The sequence below is a fragment of the Huintestinicola butyrica genome (assembly GCF_025567215.1).
GTDB lineage: Bacteria > Bacillota > Clostridia > Oscillospirales > Ruminococcaceae > Huintestinicola > Huintestinicola butyrica.
Map to the genome: position 1 here is coordinate 13,297 of NZ_JAOQKB010000009.1, position 24,720 is coordinate 38,016.

The window sequence follows — 24,720 nt, forward strand, 5'->3', positions numbered from 1 at the left end:
AATGGGCGGCTTTTTCGGCGCAGCGTCACTGAATGACTGCATAAATGATGTATTTTTCGGCACTGACTATCATTCGCATCTGGGCACCAAGCGTGGAGGTATGACTGCATACTCTCCCGAGCTTGGCTTCCAGAGAAGTATTCACAGCATAGAAAATTCTCCTTTCAGAACTAAGTTTGAAAAGGATATCGAAACAATGAAGGGCAATCTCTGTATCGGCTGCATAAGTGATACAGACCCTCAGCCCATTCTTCTCCGCTCAAAGCTTGGTCTTTATGCCGTATGCAACATCGGTATAATCAACAACGCAGCTGAGATAAGAGACGAGATACTCAACGACTGTTTTGCAAGCTTTGAGTCCATGAGCAGCGGAAAGGTTAATTCCAGCTCGCTTATAGGTGCACTCATTTCTCAGAAGGATAATTTCGTTGACGGTATCAGGAATGCTCAGGAGAAGATAAAGGGTACGGTTTCACTCATGGTGCTCACCGAGGACGGCATAATCGCTGCCAGAGACAAGGCAGGAAAGCTTCCCATTATCGTGGGCAAGAGAGATGACGGCTACTGCTACTCATTTGAGTCCTTTGCTTTCCAGAAGCTGGGATATGAGATCTACAAGGAACTGAAGCCCGGAGAGATCGTGAAGATCACTCCCACCTCCTGCGAAACTCTCAGCCCAGGAACAGATGAAATGAGCATCTGCACATTCCTCTGGACATATTACGGCTATCCCAACTCCATTTATGAGGGGGTAAACGTTGAGGCTATGAGAATGCGCAACGGCGAGATAATGGCAGAGGCAGATATCAAGAACGGATGTCTTCCCGATGTTGATTATATCTGCGGCGTTCCCGATTCGGGTATTCCCCATGCTATCGGATATTCCAACCGAAGCGGCATTCCCTTTGCACGTCCTTTTATCAAATACACACCCACATGGCCCAGAAGCTTTATGCCTCAGAACCAGTCCATGAGAAATCAGGTGGCTAAGATGAAGCTTGTGCCTGTTCACGAGCTTATCGAGGGCAAGAAGCTCCTCTTTGTGGATGACAGTATCGTAAGAGGAACACAGCTCAGAGAGACCGTTGAATTCCTTTATTCAAACGGTGCCAAGGAAGTTCATATGCGTTCTGCATGTCCGCCTATCATGTACGGCTGCAAGTACCTGAACTTCTCCAGAAGCACATCTGAGCTTGATCTTATCGCAAGAAAAATTATTGACGAGCTTGAAGGCGCAGAAGGCGTTAAATATATCGAAGAGTACAGCAATACCAACACAGAGCGTGGAAAGAAGCTCAGGGCTGAGATCTGTTCGAGACTCAAGCTTACTTCTCTTGAGTTTCAGTCTCTTGAAGGCACAGAGCGTGCTGTGGGCATCCCCGGCTGCAAGCTGTGCAGCTATTGCTGGAATGGAAAGGGTTGATCCGAATGTTTAACGGTATTCACGAGGAGTGCGGAGTCTTCGGTATATACAGTCCCGAAACTTCCGACGTTGCAATGCAGACATACCTTGGTCTGTATGCTTTGCAGCACAGAGGACAGGAGTCCTGCGGAATCGTTGTTAACGATGCAGGCGTATTCAGCTACTATAAGGATCTCGGACTGGTTCATGAGGTCTTTAATAAGGACAGGCTCCATGCACTGGGAGAGGGCAACATCTCCATCGGTCACGTAAGATACTCTACAACAGGCAATTCAAACCGTTCCAACGCACAGCCTCTGGTAGTGCGCCATGTGAAAGGTCCTCTTGCTATCGCACACAACGGAAATCTGACCAACGCATATGAGCTGAGAACGGAATTTGAGCTTAAAGGCGCAATTTTCCACAGCACTAACGATACCGAGGTCATTTCCTACGCTATAACCGAGCAGAGGCTTGTCTGTTCCTCAATAGAGGAAGCAGTCGAAAAGGCAATGCTCAGGATAAAGGGCGCTTATTCGCTGGTGGTAATGTCTCCGCAGAAGCTTATTGCTGCAAGAGACCCCATCGGCTACAGACCTCTTTCCATCGGCAAGCTTGGCAATTCCTATGTTGTCGCTTCCGAGACCTGCGCATTTGACAGTATCGGTGCTGAATTTGTAAGAGATGTCCGTCCAGGCGAGATAATCGTTATTGATGAGAACGGTCTGCGTTCCATTGAGACACATATCACTCCCAAGCCTCATCTCTGCGTGTTTGAGTATGTTTATTTCGCACGTCCCGATTCCGTTATCGAGGGTTCGTGCGTTCATCATGCACGCCTTAAAGCAGGCGAGTACCTCTGGAAGGAGCACCCTGTTGACGCTGATGTTGTTATCGGCGTCCCCGACAGCGGACTTGATGCGGCGCTGGGCTTTTCCAGAGCATCTGGCATTCCTTACGGCATAGGCTTTATCAAGAACAGATATGTGGGAAGGACGTTCATTCAGCCCTCTCAGGCAGAGCGAACCAACTCCGTAAAGATAAAGCTCAATGTTATAAGGGAAACTGTCCGTGGCAAGAGAGTCGTTCTCATTGACGACAGTATTGTCCGTGGAACCACTTCTCAGAGAATAGTTAATCTCATCAGGGAAGCGGGTGCCAAGGAGATACATATGAGAATATCCTGCCCGCCATTTACAAATCCCTGCTACTTCGGCACAGATATCGACAGCAAGGAAAATCTTATTGCCTGCCGCATGACTATCCCCGAGATATGCAAGGAGATAGGTGCTGACAGTCTTGGCTACCTCAGTGTGGATTCTGTTAAAAAGCTTGCAGTTGATTCCGACTGCGATTTCTGCGACGGCTGCTTCACAGGTGTATATCCGTCAGAAGTTCCTAAGGAGATACCCAAGGATAAATTTGAATCAAAAATAAAAAAGGCAGTTAAATAACAAAATAGATGGTACTGCGTATTCATAACAGCCCGCAGCCTGACTGCGGTGAAAGGATTGGATTAGATAATGAAAAGTTTTTCTGAAAGCTACAAGGAAGCCGGCGTTGACGTAACAGCGGGCTACAAGGCTGTAGAGCTTATGAAGGCTCATGTTGCCAGAACCATGACAAACGGCGTTCTTTCAGGCATCGGCGGCTTCGGCGGACTGTTTGAGCTTGATCTCAAGGGCATCGAGCACCCTGTTCTTGTTTCGGGAACAGACGGCGTAGGTACCAAAGTCAAGCTTGCTTTTATAATGGATAAGCACGACACTGTCGGTATCGACTGCGTTGCAATGTGCGTCAACGATATCATCTGCTGCGGCGCTAAGCCCCAGTTCTTTCTCGACTACATTGCCTGCGGAAAGAACATTCCCGAAAAGATAGCTTTCATCGTATCAGGCGTTGCAGAGGGCTGCGTTCAGGCAGGCTGCGCACTTATCGGCGGCGAGACTGCTGAGCACCCGGGTCTTATGCCTGAGGACGAGTACGATCTGGCTGGTTTCTCCGTTGGTGTTGTTGATAAGAACAAGATCATAGATCCTTCCCAGCAGAAGGAGGGCGATGTTGTTATCGCTATCAAGTCCAGCGGTGTTCATTCCAACGGCTTCTCACTGGTAAGAAAGGTATTTGCTATTAACGAGCAGAACCTTCACCGTCATCAGTCAGACCTTGGCACTACCCTCGGCGAGTGCCTGCTGACTCCCACAAAGATATACGTAAAGGCTGTAATGAGCCTGCTTGATTCCGTTAAGGTAAAGTCCCTCAGCCACATCACAGGCGGCGGATTCTATGAGAATATTCCCCGTTCTCTTCCTGCAGGAATTTCCGCTAAGATCGACAGAAGCGCAGTTCAGGTGCTTCCTATCTTCGACCTTATCGCAAAGACAGGAAAGATCCCCGAGAGAGATATGTTCAACACCTTCAATATGGGTGTTGGTATGGTCGTTGTTGTTGACAAGAACGACGCTGACAAGGCTGTTGAGGCTGTAAGAAACGCAGGCGAGGAAGCTTACGTTATGGGCGAGCTTGTAAAGAGCGATGAGGGCGTTATCATCTGCTGAGTACATCACAATACGGCTGTATAAAAATTTGTACAGCCGTATGTTTTTACATTGGAAGAGGAACAGGACAATGAATAACACCAAGCTGAAAAAAGCAATGATACTGGGAACTATAGCGCTTATCTGGACGATACCCTCCGTCAACCTTTTCGGAGTTATCGCTGTTATCGTGTCGTGGATAGCCTACAGCAATTCCAAAAAAAATATGGCTTACGTTTCAACGGGAATGTATATCGCCGCTACTGTTATAAGTATTCTTTTTGCGATCGTACTTTTGTTTGCAGGCGGAATGTTCAGTTTCGTGGGCGAGGCTGCGGGCGTTTCACACAACGCAATGACAAATTTGCTCAACGGCATGGCGGCATTTTCTCTTGTAGGCGACGGACTGTACATTGCGGCTGCCGTTTCAAGCTACAAGGGCGGAAAAGCAGCTGAAAAATCGGATTCTCAGAACAATGGATTTTTTGAATAGATCCTGAAAGGACAAGGCTTATGAAAAATATAGTCGTGCTTGTATCAGGCGGCGGAACAAATCTTCAGGCTCTGATAGATGCCGAAAAGCGTGGAGAGCTTCAGGGTGGAAAGATAACCTGCGTTATCTCCTCAAAGGAGGGCGCATATGCTCTTGAAAGAGCTGCTCAGAACGACATAAAGGGTATTGTTCTTCCCAGAAAGGACTATGCCGACAGCCACGAGTACAGCAAGGCGATGCTTGAAACTCTGCGGGCTGAAAAGGCTGATATCATCGTATATGCAGGCTTTATGACCATTCTTGATGAGCAGGTCTGCAAGGCATATCCTTATAAGATGGTGAACGTTCATCCTGCACTTATACCCTCATTCTGCGGAAAGGGCTACTATGGTCTTAAAGTCCATGAGGAAGCTCTCAAAAGGGGAGTAAAGGTAACGGGAGCTACAGTTCATTTTGTTACGGAAGTTTGCGACGGCGGACCTATCATTCTCCAGAAAGCCGTTGAAGTCAAGAACGGCGATACCCCCGAGGTACTCCAGAGAAGAGTTATGGAGCAGGCTGAATGGAAGATACTTCCTCACGCTGTTTCACTTCTTTGCCAGGACAAGGTGCAGGTAAAAGACGGCGTGGCATATGTCACCGAATAATATCGGTAAATTTTCGGGCAAGGCTGACGATTATGCCAGGTACCGCCCGTCATATCCCACGGAGCTTATCGAATATCTTTATGAAACGGCTCAGACCGATTCTGCTGCGGATATTGGCGCAGGCACGGGAATTTTCACCAGACTGCTTATGAACAAGCCATGGAGGGTCACTGCTGTTGAACCCAACGCAGATATGCTCCGAAAGATATTATCCCATAAGGACATCAGCGTGATAAACGGCACTGCCGAGCATACAGGGCTTCCCGACAATTCAGTGGGACTTGTTGCGGCGGCAACTGCTTTTCACTGGTTCGATCCCCCGAGCTTTTCAAAAGAGTGCGAGAGGATACTTACCGATAAAAAGCTTGCAGCGATCATATTCAATGACCGTGTAAGCTGCCCCATGATCGACGAAAGAGATGAGCTTATGAAGCGTGCCTGTCCCAATTACAAGGGCGGTCATGCAGGGCTTATGTCAACAGGCGACGGGGACAGGTTTTTAAGGAATGATTTCCTTACCGACTGTGAATATACCGAATATTTCTTTGAGGAAGAATATGACCTTGAGCGTTTTCTGGGGGATAACTTTTCCCGTTCCTATGTTCCCAATGAGGGGCAGGAGGGGCATGGATATATCCGCCAAGCGCTTACAGATATTTTTTCAAGATACGAAAAGGGCGGAAAGGTCACAATACCATACAGAACGACCTGTTATCTTGGTCACATAAAACACCGAAAGGACGATTGAGCAATGAAAACATTATCACTTGAAAACGAGCTTAATTCCAACGCATATCCCGGCAGAGGAATCGTTATAGGCAGATCGGCAGACGGCAAGACTGCTGTTACCGCATATTTTATCATGGGTAGAAGCGTAAACTCCCGCAACAGAGTTTTCACTGAAACAGCTGACGGCATCAAGACCGAGGCTGCTGACCCTTCAAAGCTGTCCGATCCCCATCTTATCATCTACTCTCCCGTAAGAGTTCTTGGCAACAAGACCATCGTTACCAACGGCGACCAGACCGATACCATCTACGAGCTTATGGACAAGCAGCAGACCTTTGAGCAGTCTCTCAGAACAAGAGAGTACGAGGACGACGCTCCCAACTTCACCCCCAGAATTTCAGGCATCATGCACGTTGAGAACGGCGAGTACAACTACGCAATGTCTATCCTCAAGTCTGCAGACGGCAACCCCGATTCCTGCGAGAGATTTACCTTTGCTTACAGTACACCTGTAAACGGTGTTGGTCATTTTATCCACACCTATATGGGCGATGGCAATCCTCTTCCCAGCTTTGAGGGCGAGCCTAAGAAGGTAGAGCTTGGCAATGACAGCATTGACGAGTTTGCTTCAAAGGTTTGGAACGCTCTTAATGAAGATAACAAGGTATCCCTTTTTGTAAGATATATCGACATCGCAACAGGCAAGTGCGAGTCAAGGATCATCAACAAGTACGCCAAGTGCGAATGATTTTGAAAGGAAGTAATAATCATGGCAAACGAAATGCAGCTTAAATATGGATGCAACCCCAATCAGAAGCCTTCAAGAATTTTTATGGCAGACGGCAGCGAGCTTCCCATTGAAGTTCTCAACGGCAAGCCCGGATATATCAATCTCCTGGACGCTTTCAACGGCTGGCAGCTTGTAAAGGAGCTTAAAAAGGCAACTGGTCTTTGCGCAGCGACCTCTTTCAAGCACGTTTCTCCCGCAGGCGCAGCAGTAGGCAAGCCTCTTTCCGACACTCTCAAGAAGATCTACTGGGTAGATGATCTGGGCGAACTTTCTCCTCTGGCTTGCGCATATGCAAGAGCAAGAGGCGCTGACAGAATGTCCTCCTACGGCGATTTCATCGCTCTTTCCGATGTGTGCGACGTTTGCACCGCAAAGATGATCCAGAGAGAGGTTTCCGACGGTGTTATCGCTCCCGGCTACACTGATGAGGCTCTTGAAATTCTCAAGTCCAAGAGAAAGGGCACTTACAATATCATCAAGATAGACGAGAGCTATGTTCCCGCTCCTATCGAGAGAAAGCAGGTTTACGGCGTTACATTCGAGCAGGGCAGAAACGAGCTGGATATCAACACTGAGCTGCTTGCAAACATCGTTACCGATAACAAGAATATCCCCGATGACAAGAAGAATGATCTTCTCATTTCCCTTATCACCCTTAAATATACCCAGTCCAACTCCGTTTGCTACGTAAAGGACGGCCAGGCAATAGGCATCGGCGCAGGTCAGCAGTCAAGAATCCACTGCACACGTCTTGCAGGTCAGAAGGCTGACAACTGGTGGCTGAGACAGAACCCCAAGGTAATGGCTCTTCCTTTCAAGGCTGACGTAAGACGTGCAGACCGTGACAACGCTATCGACGTTTATATCGGCGATGAGTATGAGGACGTTCTGAGAGACGGTGAGTGGCAGAAGGTATTCACCGAGAAGCCCGAAGTCCTCACTGTTGAGGAAAAGAAGGCATGGATCGCTAAGAACACCGATGTTTGCCTCGGTTCCGACGCTTTCTTCCCCTTCGGCGACAATATCGAGCGTGCTCATAAGTCAGGCGTTAAGTATATCGCACAGCCCGGCGGCTCTATCCGTGACGACAACGTTATCGAGACCTGCAACAAGTACGATATCGCAATGGCATTTACAGGAATCCGTCTCTTCCACCACTAATGATGAAAAAAATTATCATTATGCTGTCGCTGGCACTGGCGCTTACTGCGTGCGGTGCGGCTGACAGCTCTGTTGCCGATGATCCCGATGTGATGATAGAGACCTCTGCTTTTGAAGCGGCTGAACCTGTGATATACAGCGGCAGCGGATATTCCATTGAGATACCCGATACATGGAAAAAATCTGATGTTCAGCAGGAGGGTATCGACTGCGCATTGCAGCCTGCATATCCTCATAACGACACCGAAGCCGCAACACTGCTCATATTTCAGGTGAACGAGGGCACGGGCGGAAGCTCAGTTGCTGAGATAGGCGCTCTTCTGGAAGAGCAGTACAATAGCATGGCTGACTATACCGTTGCTGACAGCGGTGCCTGCACGGCAGGAAGCTGTGACGGCTATTTTGTTACGATAAAGCGTGAAGCTGAGGGAATGACTCTCTGCACAAAGCATATCGTCACTGTTGATGACAGCTGCCTTTACAGCATAATACTTACAGCAGCAGAGGAGCAGTTCGATTCCGCACAGTCGGAAGCTCAGGCGATAATAGATTCCTTTACAATCGACTAAAACTTTCTGAAAGGATGAAAAAAATGGATATACTGGTAGTAGGCGGCGGCGGACGTGAGCACGCTATTATAATGAAGCTTGCCGAAAGTCCACGTGTTAACAAGCTTTACTGCACACCCGGAAACGGCGGAATTTCCCGCTATGCCGAGTGCTTTGACGTTAAGGCAACCGATATCGGGGGCGTTGTGGCTCTTGCAAAGAAGCTCAAGGTCGATATGGTTGCAGTTGCTCCCGATGATCCTCTGGTTCTGGGAATGGTAGATGCTCTCAATGCAGAGGGAATCATGACCTTCGGTCCCAACAAGGCTGCTGCTATTATTGAGGGAAGCAAGGTATTTTCCAAGCACCTGATGAAGAAGTACAATATCCCCACAGCAGGATATGAAGTATTTTCCGACAGTGCTTCCGCTATCGCATATCTTAAGGAGCAGAACACATATCCCGCAGTTATCAAGGCTGACGGACTTGCTTTGGGCAAGGGCGTTATAATCGCTCAGAACGAGGAAGAGGCTGTTGAGGCTGTAAAGTCCATGATAGATGACAAGCAGTTCGGCGAAAGCAGCGCAACTGTAGTTATCGAGGAATTTCTTACGGGCCCTGAGGTATCAGTTCTTTCCTTTACAGACGGCAAGACTGTAGTTCCTATGATATCCTCCATGGATCACAAGCGTGCTTATGATAATGACGAGGGACTTAACACAGGCGGAATGGGCACAGTTGCTCCCAACCCTTATTACACCGATGAGGTGGCTAAGGAGTGCATGGAGAAGATCTTCCTGCCTACCATCAACGCTATGAACGCCGAGGGACGCACCTTTAAGGGCTGCCTTTACTTCGGTCTTATGATAACCCCCAAGGGCCCCAGAGTTATTGAGTATAACTGCCGTTTCGGCGATCCCGAGACACAGGTAGTTCTTCCTCTGCTGGACGGCGACCTCTGCGAGATATTCGAGGCTATTTACAACGGCACTCTTGCAGATGTTGACATCAAGTGGAAAAAGGAATACTGCACCTGCGTTGTTATGGCATCGGGCGGATATCCCAAGTCTTATCCCAAGGGACTGGAAATGCACGGACTTGACGATAAGGGTCAGGTCGAGGGCGCATTTGTTTATCATGCGGGCACCAAGTATGAGAACGGCAAGTTCTACACCAACGGCGGACGTGTTATTGGCGTGACCGCAACCGGCGCTACACTTCCCGAGGCACTTGAAAAGTCCTATGCGGCAGTGGATAAGATATCCTTTGAAAATGCTCACTACCGTCACGATATCGGCAAGAGAGCAATGATGGCACTTAAATAATTTTAATGAAATAAAACAAAAGCTTATGTACCAATCAACTTTGGCACATAAGCTTTTTTGTTTATATTCGGTTAAATCAAAGCCTGCACTTGAAATCCTCATATCCAAACTCATGTTCAAGATGGATTTTCCCGTCAGTGTCTATGCGGTAAATAGCAGGAAGTCCGATGCCGTTAAAGGTGTTGTTTTTGCACATGGTGTATATTGCCATGTCGCAGAAAATAAGCCTGTCGCCTACGGAAAGGGGCTTGTCAAAGGAATAGTCGCCGATGATATCTCCGGCCAGACAGGTAGCGGCTCCGAGACGATAGGTGTAAGGCTTTTCGCCTGCCTTTCCGCTGCCTATGATGTTGGGGCGATATGGCATTTCCAGCACATCGGGCATATGGCAGGCAGCCGATGCGTCGATTATGGCATGGCTCACTTCGCCGCTTTCAAACACTTCAAGCACTTCCGATATAAGCCAGCCTGCATTAAGAGCCGCTGCCTCACCAGGTTCAATATATACCTGAACATCGTATTTATCATGAATGCAGCTGATGACCTTGCAAAGCTTGTCAACATCATAATCATCTCTGGTGACGTGATGACCGCCGCCGAAGTTTACCCACTTCATTTTTGAAAGGTACTTGCCGAATTTCTCCTCAAAATGGGGGATAGTGCGCTCCAGAACGTCACTGTTCTGCTCGCACATGGTATGAAAATGCAGACCGCTGATGCCTTCCAGCTCGGATTCCTCAAAGTCGGAAGCACGAACTCCCAGACGGGAATTTCCTGCGCAGGGGTTATAGATATCCGTTGCTATTTCGGAATACTCGGGATTAACACGGATGCCGCATTCAATGTGCCTGCCGTCGGATATCGCCTTGTTTACCATGGGGCGGAAGCGCTTCCACTGGTTAAAGCTGTTGAAGATAATGTGACCGCATATCTGTGTTATCTCTTCAAAGTGATCGGGGCGATAGGCAGGGGAGAAGATGTGTACTTCCTTTCCCGGCATTTCCTCGTATCCCAGCTTTGCTTCATACAGTCCGCTGGCAGTTGTGCCGTCAAGATATTTTGCCATTAGGGGATATGTGCTGTACATTGAGAAAGCCTTCTGAGCCAGCAGCACCTTGCAGCCTGTCTTTTCGGAAACGCTGCGGAGAATTTTCATGTTCTTTTCAAGCAGCCGTTCATCGGTGACATAGCAGGGCGTTTTCAGCGAATTTATATCAAAGTCCATCATTTTGGAAGCTCCTTTCTGAAAAAAAATGCTCCGCCGCAAGGACGGAGCATGATATCACTTGTCAGTCTTTTCTTCTTTTTCAAGCTCTTCTTCAACGGCTTCTTCATCAACTATCTTAACATTGTCAAGCTGACTTTTCAGATTGCTGATAACGCTCTTGCGGTACTCGTCCCTGAGAGCAGCCTGTTCAGCTTTCTCTTCATCAGTAAGATTTTCTTTGTGAGCAAGCTCATTGATGCGGTTGATCTTATCCTGTGTCATAAAATCAGTTCTCCTTTGATTTCTCGGCGGAGTCGTCCTTCTTTGCTTCTTCGGCAGCCTTCTTGGCAGCAGCCTCAGCAGCTCTTTCCTTGTTTACCTGCTCAACAGTGCCTGCATGAGCAGTGGTCTTAAGGTCAGCGGGAAGTTCGGATACAAAGCCTTCAAGCTTTTCATATGCTATCTTGGCGGTGAAATCCATGCCGCTGGGACGGATATTTCTTGCGCCGAGTGTGTAAATATCACTGGAAACGGTGGTCATGCCGATAGAGCGCATAGCTCTGGGATTTTCCTTGTTGCTGTCAACAAAATCCTTGAGAGAGGAGCTGAAAGGAATGGAGAACTTGTCCTCGGGGAGAGAACCGGCCATTTTGAGTATCTCTGTTCCTCTGTCGTTGAGGGCAAGGATTCTTCCGTACATAGGAGGAGCCTTCAGGTCTTCGGACTTGATGCCGAAAAGTGTGTTGAGAAGTATTCTCTTGATACGAGCCATGGGGTAACGCTTTACCTTGATGGCGTTGAGCAGCTGCTCGAGTGTGCCTGACATTCTTGCAGCCTGGAAGATCCTGTTTTCAAGACCCTGACCTACGTCGGGAACTGTTGCCAGTTCCTGAGGAGAAATGGTTCTCAGGCGGTACATAAGTATTCTTTCAAAGTTCTCGAACCAGCAGAGAAGCTCCTTGTCATCGTACTCGTTGATAGCGTCGGCAGTGTCCTTGGGAACGAATGCAGAGAAGTCCTCGCCGTCGTCGATAAGTCTGCGGATATATTCGCCGCTTGCGATGTTTCCGCTGTGCTCCTCGCCGTCATGAGCAGCACCCTCACGCTTAACGGTAAAGGGCTGTATCTTATCCATAAGACCGAGAATTTTCAGTGATTTGAGATATTCAACAGCAAGAATATTGTTGGGGGAGTTGAGCACGTCGCCTACCAGGGGGCCATACTTATAAGTTACCAGCTGATGAACAGCGTCGGGGAAAGGCATACCCTGTTCAAGCAGAGGCTTGAGGTTCTCGGGGGTGGTGACAGCCATAACAGCGTCTGCACATTCCTTGAGCTGGTCGATGCTGCCGCTTTCGCTGCCGAAAGAGATACCTTCAACGCATCTGAGGGAGCCGAGGAGCATAACACCGCAGCGTGCAAAAAGCTCAGCATTTGCAAGGCAGTACTGAACGGGCATTTCAATAACAAGGTCAACGCCGTTCTTTACAGCGATCTCAGCTCTCTTGAACTTGTCCATAAGAGCAGGCTCGCCACGCTGAACGTAGTTACCGCTCATAATTGCAACGATGTGAGTAGCACCTGTCTGCTTCTTGGTTTCTTCTATCTGGTAAATGTGTCCGTTATGGAAAGGATTGTATTCGCAGATGATTCCGTATGTTTTCATTAAAATAGTTCCTCCGGTTCTTTTCCGCAGCTGCCATGGCATAGCTGCGCATATTGATAATTCATTATAACACATTCTCTGAAATAATGCAAGTATATTTTAAAATAAACATATGTAATATAAAATTTTATGTAAATTTTGTGCAGTTTTCAGGAGAAATTTACGTAGTCTCGATGATGACCACAGCCTGCTTTCCAAGGTCAAAAAAGCGCTCTTCAAAAAGGTCGAGCTTATATGTTCCCGTGCCTGCCTGAGGGTCATTTACGAAAACCAGATTGTTTTCAGTGTCATATCCCGTAAGCAGCAGGCAGTGCTCATTGCCTATCCATTTGATAGTCTTGCCTGTGGATCTGTCCGTCCATGTGGCTCCCTTTGTGGTGGGCATCATCTTGCTTGTTGCCCAGACTATCACAGGGTAGCCCATATCAATGTATGAATACAGCCTGTCAGGCTCGCAGCCCGTAAGGTCATATACCTTGAAGCTCCTGTCGGGAACGGTTTTCAGAAATTTTTCCGCCGTGTTCACGATAACTTCCGCATAGCAGCCGTATGACCTGTAAACTCTGGGGTCGCCCACAAATACTTTTCGGTAATCGCTCTCACGGTATGCGCCTTTTTCAAGAAAGCTGTCCGCAAGAGAAGTGTGCTTTATGTTCAGATCATAGAAATTCAGCGCCATTGCAAGGGAAGTGACCTCGCAGCCTGTGGGAAGCTCGGGAAGCTGCTTTATCATGGGCGCTCTTACATGACCTGCCGGGGCATAATTTTTTACGGGTACGGTTATTTCGACATTTCTTGATATTTTTGAGCTGTCGTTCCTGCTTTTTACTGCAACGGTGTAGTTTCCTGCAATAAATCCGCTTTTTACCGTTGTCTTGCCGTCGGCTTTCAGCCAGTTTTTGCCGCCGTTTACCGAAATCATGTATTCTTCCGATGGAGAATAGTTTTCGATATCAATGCTGATGCTTCCGCCTTTGTAATGCTCTTCGCTTATGCCTGTTACGTTGATGAGAATCTCTTTGTCATGATTTATGCCACTGTCGCCCAGACATACAGCCTTTGTGTCGGATAGAGTGGAGCGCTTTCCCGTTACCATGGCGCACAGCTGATATGTGCCTTCGGGAAGAGAGGTGAAATGCACGCCGCTTTTTCCGTAAACAGGGATAAAGCCCTTGCCGCCGTTGAGGCTTATGCTGTACTGCTGTGATGGGTCATAGTCTTTTATATAAACTGACAGACCGCTGCTGTCGGCATGATATCCGAAATCTGTTCTGTCATCAGCGGAGCATACGGCTCCGAATGTGCCTGATACTGCGGATATTACCAGCATAACAGCAAGCGTTCCGATTTTTCTGAGCATTACTTGGGACTATCCTTTCCGATGGCATTATCTGCCGAGATTTTGGTTAGAGAATTTGACAGGTATCTTTACTCCGTCCTTGAAAGCGGTTTTTACTGACGGGTCACAGTCATCTGTGCGGAACAGTGCATATGTGCCGTCATCGCCCTCATAGATAAGGCAGCTTTTCATGGGATTGTCGATACATACATAGCTGTCGCCATATACAAAGTCTGCGGTCATGTCGGGCGTGGGATAAACAGTGAAGCGCTCGTCCTCGGCTATATTTCCATATTCGTAGGGGATAAGGACTTCGGTAAAATCCTCGTCCTCGGTGAAGCCGTCCGGCAGGCGAAACTCTGCGTAAAGCGTATCTGAATCGAAATTCCTGTGCATACGGGCATAGCTCAGCTCTGCGCCCTCGGGAAGCTCAGTAAGCTCCAGCTCATTCATAACCTGAGCCATCTGAGACTCGGTCAGAGAATCGGCATAAAGTGCATATGTGAGTGTAAAATTATCCTTGATAAAGTACCAGCCCGCATACAGAACAGCAAATATCAGCAGGGAGATAACGGTATAAAGTTTGTTTTTCGGGTCAACGGGAGGGCGGCCCTCGTCCTCATTATCGACTGCGGGCAAATTCTCTTCGCTCATTATGTGAAGCTCCTTTGTAAAATAATATTTTATTATATCATACTGATTTGTTTTTTTCAACTGTTTGAGGAGAATAAATTTGCATATGAAAATCAGTTCGGCGCAGTGCCGCAAAAATCAACTTGTGATTGACAGCGGAAAATTACTGTGGTATAATTATATCAACGGCAAAAAGGCCGAAATGTTCTCGGAAAGGTGATTGTTTTTATGGAATTTACTGATTTGCAGAACGCCCTCAAGGACGCTATGAAAGCAAGAGATACTGACAGAAAGGAAGCTGTGCAGACCCTTATCGCTGCTGTAAAAAAAGCAGCTATCGACGCAGGCACAAGGGATAATATCACATCTGAACTGGTTGACGGCGTTATCCTCAAGGAACTGAAGGTGGCAAAGGAACAGGTGGATACCTGCCCTGCCGAGTATGCCGAGCAGCTCGATGAGTACAGGCGCAAGTATGATATAATCAAGAGCTTTGCTCCCGCACAGATGAGCGAGGAAGAGCTTTATCCCATTATTAAGGGAAAATTCGGCGAGCTTATCGCTTCCGGCAATAAGGGCGCTTATATGAAGGCTGTTATGGCTGAGCTTAAAGGCAAGGCTGATGGAAAGCTTATCAACAAGGTAATATCCGATATCGCAGCAGGCAAATAAGCCTGATATGATGTTTCAAGTGCTTAACATTCGTGAAGTGTTAAGCACTTTTTCATATTAGCGTGCAAAATATTGCCTTTTATTTACAATATGTCGGTTGACGTGCATACTATAATTTGCTATACTATATTTAATATCTGAGCAATGTAATTATTGTATATATGCAATGAGTTTTGCATATTGTGCGGAAGCGAGGGGTTAATGTGATAGGCGGTCAGAAAATAATTGCCGTTTGTGCTGCAAAGGTCCATGAAGACGATGTTCAGAGCTATCTGTACCCGCTCCATCTGGCACTGGATAAGAACGGATATAAGGATCTTGTTCTGGCAACTACCACAGATCTGTACGAAAATAATCTGTTTGACAAGGGCGAGGCTGGCATATTCAGGCTTATCGACTCCAATATGATTGACGCTGTTGTTTTATTTGCAAATACGCTCAAAAATGATTTTTACATAGACGATATCATAAAATGTGCAGCCAAAAGGTCATGTCCCGTTATTGTTGTAGATGACAGCAGGAAGCATGAGGGCTGCACAAATGTGCTTTTTGATGAGTCCGACGCTTTTTATAAGCTGGTAGATCATCTGGCGGAAAAGCACCATTTTACTAAGATAAACTGCATTGCGGGCATAAAGGGCAACAGCATTTCCGAAAGGCGTGAGGCAATATACAAGCAGGTGCTGGCTGAGCATGGCATTCCGTTTGAGGAAAAGCGTTTCGGCTACGGCTGCTTCTATTCCTATCCCACCAAGCAGGTAATGCAGGGCTTTCTTGATGACCCCGACGGTCTTCCCGAAGCAATAGTCTGCATAAACGATTCTATGGCAATAACTGTCTGCGAAATGCTCAGCGAGAGAGGGATAAAGGTTCCGGAGCAGGTAGCTGTCACAGGATTTGACGGCATTGAGCAGGAAAAGTACAATTTTCCAAGAATTTCCACCTGCCGCCGTGATATGGACAAGTTTGCCCAAATGATAGCGGATATCCTCAAAAAGCTTTTTGACGGCGGTCAGACCGAAAGCTGCTATAAATTTCCATACACCGTTGACTATTCCGAATCCTGCGGCTGTAAGGAAATTTCCGAGGCTCATGTGAACAAATCCCTTAATCTGATGTTTGACAGAATAAATGACGATTACCGCATCAGCCGTTCCATGAACAATATGATGGCAAAGCTTGCCAATGTTACCGACATTGAGCAGATACGAAGGATATTAAAATCCTACATGAACTGCAATACATATGTCTGTGTGAACAAGGATTTCCATGATATGAACGATACGGAGCATACCTATAGCAATTCACCGTTCACCGATGATATGATATACAGCAAATATTTTTATGGCACGAATAACGTTGAAACAGGAAGATATCTCAGAAATGATTTGTTCCCCGACAAGGATATGCTTGCAGGCACGGATTCGCTCCCGTTTTTTATGCCGCTGCATGACAGGAGCAATATTTACGGCTATATGATATTGTTTGCGGTCAATGAGCGCAGGGAGTATTTCTCTCAGTCTATCAGAAACGCACAAAGGTTCATTGCGTCTCTCAACACCAGCATGAGCACGTATGTTCAGCAGAGAACGCTTCGTATGTCAAATGACAGGCTCAATGATATCCAGAACAATATCATTTCCAGCTTTGCGGATATGGTTGAGTCAAGGGACAAGTTCACAGGCAAGCACGTCAAGCGGACAGGGGAGTATCTCAAAGTATTCAGCTCCCATCTTGCAGGTCTGCCTGAGTATTCCGAGGTTCTGAGCGATGAGTACAGGCAGCTGATGTACAAGGCGGCTCCATTGCATGATATCGGCAAGATAAAGATATCTGACAGTATCCTTAACAAGCCCGGAAGGCTTACTCCCGAGGAGTTTGATGTTATCAAGACCCACACTATCGAGGGTGCAAAGATAATCGAGCAGACGCTCAGGAATATTGAAAACAATGATTATATAGAAACAGCCGAGCAGATGGCGCTCTACCACCATGAAAAGTGGAACGGCACAGGCTATCCTATGGGGCTTGCGGGTGAGCAGATACCCTTGTGCGCAAGGATAATGGCTGTAGTCGATGTTTTTGATGCGCTTACCAGCAAAAGAGTTTATAAGGACGCATTTTCTGTGGATAAGGCCATTGATATTCTGAAAGAATCATCGGGAAGCCACTTTGAACCCGAGCTTGTAGATGAATTTATAAAGATACGCAGCAAGATAGAAAAGGTGTTTGAAGAAAATTCTGATTGAATAATTCTTTTATTTGCCAATAAAAATCCCTTTTGTCATTATAATATTTGACATTAGCTTCTGATAAGCGGAAAGAGCTTTTAGGGGCAATAAGTTTAAACGATCAGAGATCATTTCGCTGCTTTTTACATATAATGCTCCCCCCTTTTTTTGGAGGATAAATGAATCGGTTATAACAATAAAAGCCGCCGCTTCTGTTTTATTTCGGAAGCGGCGGCTTTTTTTATTCATTTCAGAACTGTTTTATCAGAAATCAACTTCAGTGTCGTAGTAGCAGCACTTAAGAAGCTTTTCCATCTCTTCCTGAGAAGGCTGACGGGGGTTGGAGCCTGTGCACGCATCTGCAATGGCGTTCTTTGCGATCTCGGGAAGTCTCTCCAGGAATACGTTCTCGGGAACGAAGCCCTGCTCTGCGGGATAGCTGTCAGCACCGTAGTGGTTGATGCTGTGAGGAATGTTCAGCTTGTCATTCATGCCTCTGAGGTATGTAATGAGAAGCTGTATCTTTTCTTCCTTGCTGTTTCCGCCCAGACTCATAAAGTCGGAGATCTCAGCGTAACGGTCTGCTGCCTCGGGATTCTTTGCGTTGTATGCAATTACCTTGGGCAGATACATTGCGTTTGCGGCACCGTGGATAATGTGAGAGCCGTAATCGGCAAAAGCTGCGCCTGTCTTGTGAGCCATGGAGTGAACGATACCCAGAAGAGCATTGGAGAATGCCATACCTGCCAGGCACTGTGCGTTGTGCATAGAATCTCTCTTAGCCATATCGCCGTTGTAGGAATCGATAAGGTCATGCTCGATCATCTTGATAGCGTGGAGAGCGAGAGGGTCGGAGTAATCACAGTGTGCTGTGGAAACATATGCCTCGATTGCGTGTGTCATAGCGTCCATACCTGTGTGAGCAACAAGCTTCTTGGGCATTGTTTCAGCCAGGTCAGGGTCAACGATAGCAACATCGGGGGTGATCTCAAAGTCAGCGATAGGATACTTTATTCCCTTGCTGTAGTCGGTGATGATAGAGAAAGCAGTTACCTCGGTAGCTGTGCCCGATGTAGAGGGGATAGCGCAGAAATGAGCCTTCTTGCGCAGCTTGGGAAGACCGAATACCTTGCACATATCCTCAAATGTTACATCGGGATATTCGTACTTTATCCACATAGCCTTTGCAGCGTCGATAGGTGAGCCGCCGCCCATAGCAATTATCCAGTCAGGCTGGAACTTGAGCATAGCGTCAGCGCCCTTCATAACAGTTTCAACTGAGGGGTCAGGCTCGATGCCTTCATAAAGCTGAACCTCCATGCCTGCTTCCTTGAGGTATTCCACAGCTCGGTCGAGAAAACCGTTTCTCTTCATTGAGCCGCCGCCCACGCAGATCATAGCTCTCTTTCCTTCGAGAGTCTTCAGAGTTTCAAGGCAACCCTTTCCGTGGTAAATATCTCTCGGTAATGTAAATCTTGCCATAAAATAAACCTCCTTATTTATTTGCAGATAACTATATTTGTAATATTCACCAAAAATATTACCTCATAGCCTTATTTTATCACACAAAATGCTGTTTGTAAAATATAAAATTATTCATATTCACATATACATTTATACATGAGCAGACCTCAATAATAAGCTTTATAGAAAAAATACCGGCATTTTTTATTTAATTTGTATAAAAATACATAAACGCTCTTGAAAAATAGAGCCTTTTATGTTATTATTATATAATAAATGGATATGGTATGAGCAGCTGTATAACAAAATGTACTAAGCTGTTTCATCTGGCTACAACAAAGAAAGGATAAAGGCTGATGAATGAATATCTGATATGCAAGGTACTTGATGAGCAGGGCAAGATATCTTTTGTGGTATTTGATGAGGACAGTATGTCGGTCAGCGAGTATGATATCGCTGATATAACCCAGAAAATAGTTCACCGTGAGATATACAACGCAAAGCTTGAAAATTCTGTTGTAAAGATAACCGACAGTAAGCACGCTCTGGCAAAGCTTACATATGAAGAGAGAAAGCACTCTACTGCATTCTATATTATCAATCAGTACAAGTCGCCCTTTGATTCGGTGATGTATGCTGCTGTAAGCAACACCGGCGAGCTGTTTGAGTTTTCGGCAAATTCCGCAGCCGACTTTTTCAAGGATAAAAAGGTGGTAAACGGATATCTCAACAAGAGCGGACTTCATGTTATAAATATTCCAACGTTTACAACAGCGCTTCATAAGTCGCTTGAGCATACCAACGTTCATTAAGGCAGAAGGAAGGTAGGAGACGGTGAGCAAGGCATTTGCGGAGGCGTTCAGCGAATATATCAGCGAAAGCGACAGATGCTTCGGCTTTGTCTGCGACCTTTCTGACGGCACTTTCAGTATTGAAAACAGCTCGGGGCATTTCAAAAGCGTGTTTGTCGAGGGGATAAATCCCATAGTGCAGCTGCAAAAGGGCGATGCCGTTCACCCTGCGGACAGGGAAATGGTGTCAATGTTCTGCGGCGAGCTGCTGGCGCCCAAAGGTGTCTCCGAGCGTGACGGCAGTCTCAGCATAAGCTTCCGCCTCAATACAGGGGAAGCAAAGTCGCCTGTATATGAGTGGGTGATAATGAATATTATCCCACGCAGCGACGGCAATGACAATATAAACAGCATTATCGGCTGTATCCATATTATGACCGCCGAGGAGCTTGTCAATAAGGATATAGTTGACAGCTTCACCAATGATACTCACCCCAAGGTTTATGAAAACAGAGTTCGCTCCATTCTCGAAAGCGGAGCGAACACCGCTTTTGTACAGTTCGATATTGAAAAATTCAGGTTTATAAACACCGAATACAGCGAAAAAACAGGCAATGACATACTTGATCACATAAGAAACGTCCTTGATGTCATATGCGCCGAGAAGCAGGTGCATTTTCGTCTTGCCGCCGATATTTTTGTTATAGTCACGGCTTATAACAGCCGTGACGAAATAGATGTTCTTATCGGAAATATAAACAGGCTTCTCAGCCGATACGGCAGCATTGAATATAAGCTTGTGTTCGGCGTGTATTTTGCCGATGAAGTGGATAAGACGGCTCCTGTGCGCATACTTATGGACCGTGTGGCTCTGGCAAGGGAATCTGTAAAGGGCAGTGCACTGAAAAATGTGGGCTATTACGCCAAAAATCAGGAAAATGTGCTTAACCTCCGTAGGCAGATAGAGGAAAGAATGTATTATGCGCTGGAGCATAACGAGTTTGAGATGTATCTTCAGCCAAAGTACAGCATTGAAGCCAATAAGATAGTTGGCGCTGAGGCGCTGGCAAGATGGCGGCACCCCGAGTACGGTCTTATTTCCCCTGCTGTCTTTATTCCCGTGTTCGAGCAGAACGGGTTTATCATCAAGCTTGATGAATACATCTGGGAGCAGGCGTGCAAGGCTGTGCGCAAGTGGATAGATATGGTCCGTGAACCTGTGACTATTTCCATAAATATTTCAAGGGTGCATCTTGACAGCGGTGACTTTATCGGCAAGCTCAATGCGCTTATCAAAAAGTATGATATTCCCCAGAAGTATATTGAGACGGAAATAACCGAAACAGTGGAAAATCCCAGAACGGAAAATGCGGTGTGTGAGCTTAAAGACAACGGCTATGTGCTGCTGATGGACGATTTTGGTTCGGGATATTCCTCCCTCAATACTCTCAAAAGCACTCCTTTTGACGTTATCAAGATAGACAGGGCGTTTTTCAGCGAATTTATGCTTTCCGAAAGGGGCAAGAAGATAATCGCCCACACTATTGCAATGTCAAAGGACATCGGTCTTGATATGGTGGCTGAGGGCGTTGAGACAAAGGAGCAGGCAAGCTTTCTTTCCCAGTGCGGCTGCGATACGGTTCAAGGCTTTTTGTATTCAAAGCCTGTCCCTCTGGCTGAATTTGAGAAAATGGCTTACGGAGCGTAAGTTTCCTGAGCGGATATTACTGATATAATTCTGCATCTGTGCATATTGTGGGCACAGGTGCAGGTTATTTTTGCGCCAATATGCGGTTATATACATATCACTTTTGGCATTAAGCGATAATCAACAAAAATTCGCTGCAAATTGAAAACGTTTTTATGCAGTTGTTAAAAGTCGCTTTTTTAAGCCGCAGATCCTGTCAAGCTATTTGTAAAAAATTGTAGGATTGCATAATAAACGCACGTCAATAGTATGAAAAATTACACTTGCCAAATATAGAAAAAGGTTGTATAATACTAGATATAGTGGTTTTGCAGATGACAGACCCGTGTATATAGTGTTCCGCCTAAGAACGGGACGGCAGATATACACAGGATTTTTTTTACGCAAAACATATATCAAGACATAAAATGAGTTGAAATTCATGTCGTTCAGGCTTGAACGATATCAAAGGAGACGGGGTTATGCTGCTTCTCGGGCTGATCGGAAGGCAGGGCTTTGAAAGGATGAGTAGATTTAATGAAGATTATCAAAAGAAACGGATCGGAAGAGAATTTTGACGTTTCAAAGATCTCCGCTGCCGTTGCAAAGGCTAACAAGGCGTGCGAAAAGGGAGCTATTTCCGCAGAGGAAATAGAGGACGTTGCCGATTACGTTGAATATAAGTGCAATAAGATGAACAGAGCCGTATCCGTGGAGGAGATCCAGGATATGGTGGAAAATCAGCTTATGGCAAAGGGCGCTTTTGAGCTGGCAAGAAGATATGTAAGATATCGCTATACCCGTTCCCTTATCCGTAAAGCCAACACTACCGACAATAAGATACTTACCCTTATCGAGTGCAGCAATGAAGAGGTCAAGCAGGAAAACTCCAACAAGAACCCTACAGTCAACAGCGTTCAGCGTGACTATATGGCAGGCGAGGTCAGCCGTGACCTTACAAAGAGACTGCTGCTCCCTCAGGATATTATAGAAGCTCACGAGCAGGGCATAATCCACTTCCATGATGCGGATTATTTTGCTCAGCATATGCACAACTGTGACCTTGTAAATCTGGAGGATATGCTCCAGAACGGCACTGTTATCAGCGAGACTCTTATTGAAAAGCCCCACAGCTTTTCCACAGCCTGCAACATCGCTACTCAGATAATCGCACAGGTTGCTTCCAACCAGTACGGCGGTCAGAGTATCAGCCTTGCACATCTGGCTCCTTTCGTTCAGATATCCCGTGAGAAGATAAAGCGTGAGTTTGATGCCGAGGTCAAGGAGCTGGGTTGTGATCCCGATGAGGAAACAAGAGCAAGAATAGTTGAGGATCGCCTGCGCAAGGAGATAACAAGAGGCGTTCAGACTATCCAGTATCAGGTCGTAACTCTTTTGACCACCAACGGACAGGCTCCCTTTGTTACCGTATTCATGTACCTTAACGAAGCAAAGAACGAGCGTGAGAAGAAAGACCTTGCAATGATAATCGAGGAAACTCTCAGGCAGAGATACCAGGGCGTAAAGAACGAGTCAGGCGTGTGGGTAACTCCCGCATTCCCCAAGCTTATTTATGTGCTTGAGGACGATAACGTTGACGAAGGCTCCGAGTATTATTATCTGACCGAGCTTGCGGCTAAATGCACCGCAAAGAGAATGGTTCCCGACTATATTTCCGAAAAGAAGATGAAGGAGCTTAAAGGTGACGTTTACACCTGCATGGGCTGCCGTTCATTCCTTACCGCCGACCGTTCTTACAAGAAGGGCAACCTTGCAAATGCAGGAAACTACAAGGAAGGCGAGCATAAATATTACGGACGCTTCAATCAGGGCGTTGTTACCATCAATCTGGTGGATATCGGACTCAGCGCAGGCAAGGATATGAACAAGTTCTGGTCGATATTCGACGAAAGAATGGATCTTTGCCACAGAGCACTCAGATGCCGCCACGAACGTCTCAAGGGTACTCTTTCCGATGTTGCGCCTATCCTCTGGCAGTACGGCGCTCTTGCCCGACTGAAAAAGGGCGAGGAGATAGACAGGCTGCTTTACGATGGATATTCCACCATTTCCCTTGGCTATGCAGGTCTCTGGGAGTGCGTTTACAGCCTTATCGGCAAGAAGCTCACCGAGCCTGAGGGCAAGGAGCTCGGACTTGAGATAATGCGCAAGCTCAATGAGTACTGCGCTAAGTGGAAGGACGAGGAAAACATCGACTACAGTATCTACGGAACTCCTCTCGAATCCACCACCTACGAGTTTGCAAAGTGCCTCCAGAAGCGCTTTGGCATCGTAAAGGGCGTTACCGATAAGAATTACATCACAAACAGCTATCACGTTCACGTTACCGAGCCTGTGGACGCTTTCACAAAGCTGAAGCTTGAATCCGAGTTCCAGGCGCTTTCTCCCGGAGGAGCTATCAGCTATGTTGAGGTGCCAAATATGCTCCACAACATTTCTGCTGTAATGCAGGTCATCAGATTTATCTATGACAATATCATGTATGCCGAGCTCAACACCAAGAGCGACTACTGCCAGGTATGCGGCTACGACGGCGAGATAAAGATCGTCGAGGACGACGGCAAGCTGGTATGGGAGTGCCCTCAGTGCGGAAACCGTAATCAGGACAAGATGAACGTTGCCAGACGTACCTGCGGATACATTGGCACCCAGTTCTGGAATCAGGGAAGAACTCAGGAGATCAAGGAGAGGGTGCTTCATCTGTAATGAGGTACGGTGAAATAAAAAACTGTGATATAGCCAACGGCGAGGGCGTAAGAGTAACGCTCTTCGTCTCGGGCTGTACCCATCACTGCAAGGGTTGCTTCAATCCCGATACATGGGATTTTGATTATGGTATGCCTTATACCACAGAGACGGAGGAGAGCATTACCGATATGCTCCGTCCGTCATATATAAACGGACTTACTCTTCTGGGCGGCGAGCCTATGGAGCCTGATAATCAGCGTGCGCTGCTTTCGCTGGTCAAGCGTGTAAAGCTGCTTTTCCCCGAAAAGGACATTTGGTGCTATTCGGGTTATACCTTTGAGGAGCTGACAGAGGAGAGCCGTGCAAGGTGCGAGTGTACCGATGAGTTGCTGTCATACATTGATGTTCTTGTTGACGGCGAATTTGTAGAGGAAAAGAAGAACATCAGCCTTGCGTTCAGAGGCTCGGAAAACCAGAGGATAATCGACCTGAAAAAGACCTTTGAAAAGGGCGATATCGTTATATATGAGCTTGAATGTGACAAAATAAAGTAATATTCGGACTGCCTGTTATATGTGCAGTCCTTTTTATTTTTGGGTACATCAGAAAATTTTCAAAAACGGTTGCATTTTTTTCGGAAATATTGTATAATAGTACCATCGTTATACGCAGCGGCACGGGAAAAGAGC

General features: G+C 46.7%; 23 protein-coding genes. 16 read left to right on the plus strand and 7 right to left on the minus strand.

What is annotated here, in order from left to right; translation table 11 throughout:
- The first annotated feature begins 1 nt into the window (after position 1).
- From OCV68_RS10015 to purD, 10 genes are all read left to right on the plus strand, one after another.
- On the plus strand, positions 2-1,423 hold the full coding sequence (locus tag OCV68_RS10015) for an amidophosphoribosyltransferase (protein WP_262572355.1): 1,422 nt from the start codon (positions 2-4) through the stop codon (positions 1,421-1,423).
- Positions 1,424-1,428: 5 nt separating this feature from the next.
- Positions 1,429-2,856: an amidophosphoribosyltransferase gene (gene purF / locus OCV68_RS10020; protein ID WP_022474528.1), complete on the plus strand. Its 1,428-nt coding sequence runs from the start codon at positions 1,429-1,431 to the stop codon at positions 2,854-2,856.
- 69 nt (positions 2,857-2,925) lie between these two features.
- Positions 2,926-3,960, plus strand: a complete 1,035-nt coding sequence (purM, locus tag OCV68_RS10025) for a phosphoribosylformylglycinamidine cyclo-ligase (protein WP_262572357.1) — start codon at positions 2,926-2,928, stop codon at positions 3,958-3,960.
- 70 nt (positions 3,961-4,030) lie between these two features.
- Positions 4,031-4,432 (plus strand): hypothetical protein, encoded by a 402-nt coding sequence (locus OCV68_RS10030; protein ID WP_022474530.1) that lies wholly within the window; start codon positions 4,031-4,033, stop codon positions 4,430-4,432.
- A gap of 20 nt (positions 4,433-4,452) precedes the next feature.
- Positions 4,453-5,079, plus strand: coding sequence for a phosphoribosylglycinamide formyltransferase (purN, locus tag OCV68_RS10035; protein WP_022474531.1), 627 nt, complete (start codon positions 4,453-4,455; stop codon positions 5,077-5,079).
- Positions 5,066-5,827, plus strand: coding sequence for a class I SAM-dependent methyltransferase (locus OCV68_RS10040; protein WP_262572364.1), 762 nt, complete (start codon positions 5,066-5,068; stop codon positions 5,825-5,827). The genes purN and OCV68_RS10040 overlap by 14 nt, the downstream gene beginning before the upstream one ends.
- Positions 5,828-5,830: 3 nt before the next feature.
- Positions 5,831-6,556, plus strand: coding sequence for an IMP cyclohydrolase (locus OCV68_RS10045; protein ID WP_147621621.1), 726 nt, complete (start codon positions 5,831-5,833; stop codon positions 6,554-6,556).
- 21 nt (positions 6,557-6,577) lie between these two features.
- Positions 6,578-7,759 (plus strand): phosphoribosylaminoimidazolecarboxamide formyltransferase, encoded by a 1,182-nt coding sequence (locus tag OCV68_RS10050; RefSeq protein WP_022474534.1) that lies wholly within the window; start codon positions 6,578-6,580, stop codon positions 7,757-7,759.
- A 2-nt stretch (positions 7,760-7,761) separates the two neighbouring features.
- Positions 7,762-8,328: a photosystem II reaction center PsbP family protein gene (locus OCV68_RS10055; RefSeq protein WP_262572367.1), complete on the plus strand. Its 567-nt coding sequence runs from the start codon at positions 7,762-7,764 to the stop codon at positions 8,326-8,328.
- A gap of 23 nt (positions 8,329-8,351) precedes the next feature.
- Positions 8,352-9,632 carry a phosphoribosylamine--glycine ligase gene (gene purD, locus OCV68_RS10060; protein ID WP_022474536.1) on the plus strand — a complete coding sequence of 427 codons (1,281 nt, stop codon included), beginning with the start codon at positions 8,352-8,354 and terminating at the stop codon, positions 9,630-9,632.
- A gap of 76 nt (positions 9,633-9,708) precedes the next feature.
- On the opposite strand, the gene nspC is transcribed toward purD, so the two are convergent.
- The 5 genes from nspC to OCV68_RS10085 form a co-directional block, all read right to left on the minus strand.
- Entirely contained in the window at positions 9,709-10,860 is a 1,152-nt protein-coding gene (gene nspC, locus OCV68_RS10065; protein WP_262572368.1) for a carboxynorspermidine decarboxylase, read from the minus strand.
- A gap of 54 nt (positions 10,861-10,914) precedes the next feature.
- On the minus strand, positions 10,915-11,121 hold the full coding sequence (locus OCV68_RS10070; protein ID WP_262572370.1) for a DUF896 domain-containing protein: 207 nt from the start codon (positions 11,119-11,121) through the stop codon (positions 10,915-10,917).
- 4 nt (positions 11,122-11,125) lie between these two features.
- Positions 11,126-12,505, minus strand: coding sequence for a tRNA(Met) cytidine acetate ligase (locus OCV68_RS10075; RefSeq protein ID WP_262572372.1), 1,380 nt, complete (start codon positions 12,503-12,505; stop codon positions 11,126-11,128).
- A gap of 160 nt (positions 12,506-12,665) precedes the next feature.
- Positions 12,666-13,865, minus strand: a complete 1,200-nt coding sequence (locus OCV68_RS10080) for a C39 family peptidase (protein WP_147621617.1) — start codon at positions 13,863-13,865, stop codon at positions 12,666-12,668.
- 27 nt (positions 13,866-13,892) lie between these two features.
- A complete protein-coding gene (locus OCV68_RS10085; protein WP_262572374.1) occupies positions 13,893-14,498 on the minus strand; it encodes a hypothetical protein in 606 nt (201 codons plus the stop codon).
- A 207-nt stretch (positions 14,499-14,705) separates the two neighbouring features.
- On the opposite strand from OCV68_RS10085, the gene OCV68_RS10090 reads away from it, so the two are divergent.
- Both OCV68_RS10090 and OCV68_RS10095 read left to right on the plus strand, forming a co-directional pair.
- Positions 14,706-15,149: a GatB/YqeY domain-containing protein gene (locus OCV68_RS10090; RefSeq protein ID WP_147621616.1), complete on the plus strand. Its 444-nt coding sequence runs from the start codon at positions 14,706-14,708 to the stop codon at positions 15,147-15,149.
- A 203-nt stretch (positions 15,150-15,352) separates the two neighbouring features.
- Positions 15,353-17,398, plus strand: a complete 2,046-nt coding sequence (locus OCV68_RS10095; protein WP_262572377.1) for an HD domain-containing phosphohydrolase — start codon at positions 15,353-15,355, stop codon at positions 17,396-17,398.
- A 9-nt stretch (positions 17,399-17,407) separates the two neighbouring features.
- Here the strand turns inward: OCV68_RS10095 and OCV68_RS10100 are convergent, their stop codons facing one another.
- Positions 17,408-17,629 (minus strand): hypothetical protein, encoded by a 222-nt coding sequence (locus tag OCV68_RS10100; protein ID WP_262572379.1) that lies wholly within the window; start codon positions 17,627-17,629, stop codon positions 17,408-17,410.
- A 15-nt stretch (positions 17,630-17,644) separates the two neighbouring features.
- Positions 17,645-18,862, minus strand: coding sequence for an iron-containing alcohol dehydrogenase (locus OCV68_RS10105; protein WP_022474544.1), 1,218 nt, complete (start codon positions 18,860-18,862; stop codon positions 17,645-17,647).
- 338 nt (positions 18,863-19,200) lie between these two features.
- Here OCV68_RS10105 and OCV68_RS10110 point away from each other — a divergent pair, with 338 nt between their 5' ends.
- The 4 genes from OCV68_RS10110 (at position 19,201) to nrdG (ending at position 24,585) form a co-directional block, all read left to right on the plus strand.
- A complete protein-coding gene (locus OCV68_RS10110; protein WP_022474545.1) occupies positions 19,201-19,656 on the plus strand; it encodes a hypothetical protein in 456 nt (151 codons plus the stop codon).
- Between the two features lie 22 nt (positions 19,657-19,678).
- Positions 19,679-21,343, plus strand: a complete 1,665-nt coding sequence (locus OCV68_RS10115; RefSeq protein WP_262572381.1) for a GGDEF domain-containing phosphodiesterase — start codon at positions 19,679-19,681, stop codon at positions 21,341-21,343.
- Positions 21,344-21,859: 516 nt separating this feature from the next.
- The gene (nrdD, locus tag OCV68_RS10120) at positions 21,860-24,049 is read left to right on the plus strand and encodes an anaerobic ribonucleoside-triphosphate reductase (RefSeq protein ID WP_022474547.1); all 2,190 of its coding nucleotides are present in this window, start codon (positions 21,860-21,862) and stop codon (positions 24,047-24,049) included.
- On the plus strand, positions 24,049-24,585 hold the full coding sequence (gene nrdG, locus OCV68_RS10125; RefSeq protein ID WP_147621612.1) for an anaerobic ribonucleoside-triphosphate reductase activating protein: 537 nt from the start codon (positions 24,049-24,051) through the stop codon (positions 24,583-24,585). The genes nrdD and nrdG overlap by 1 nt, the downstream gene beginning before the upstream one ends.
- Positions 24,586-24,720 lie beyond the last annotated feature (135 nt).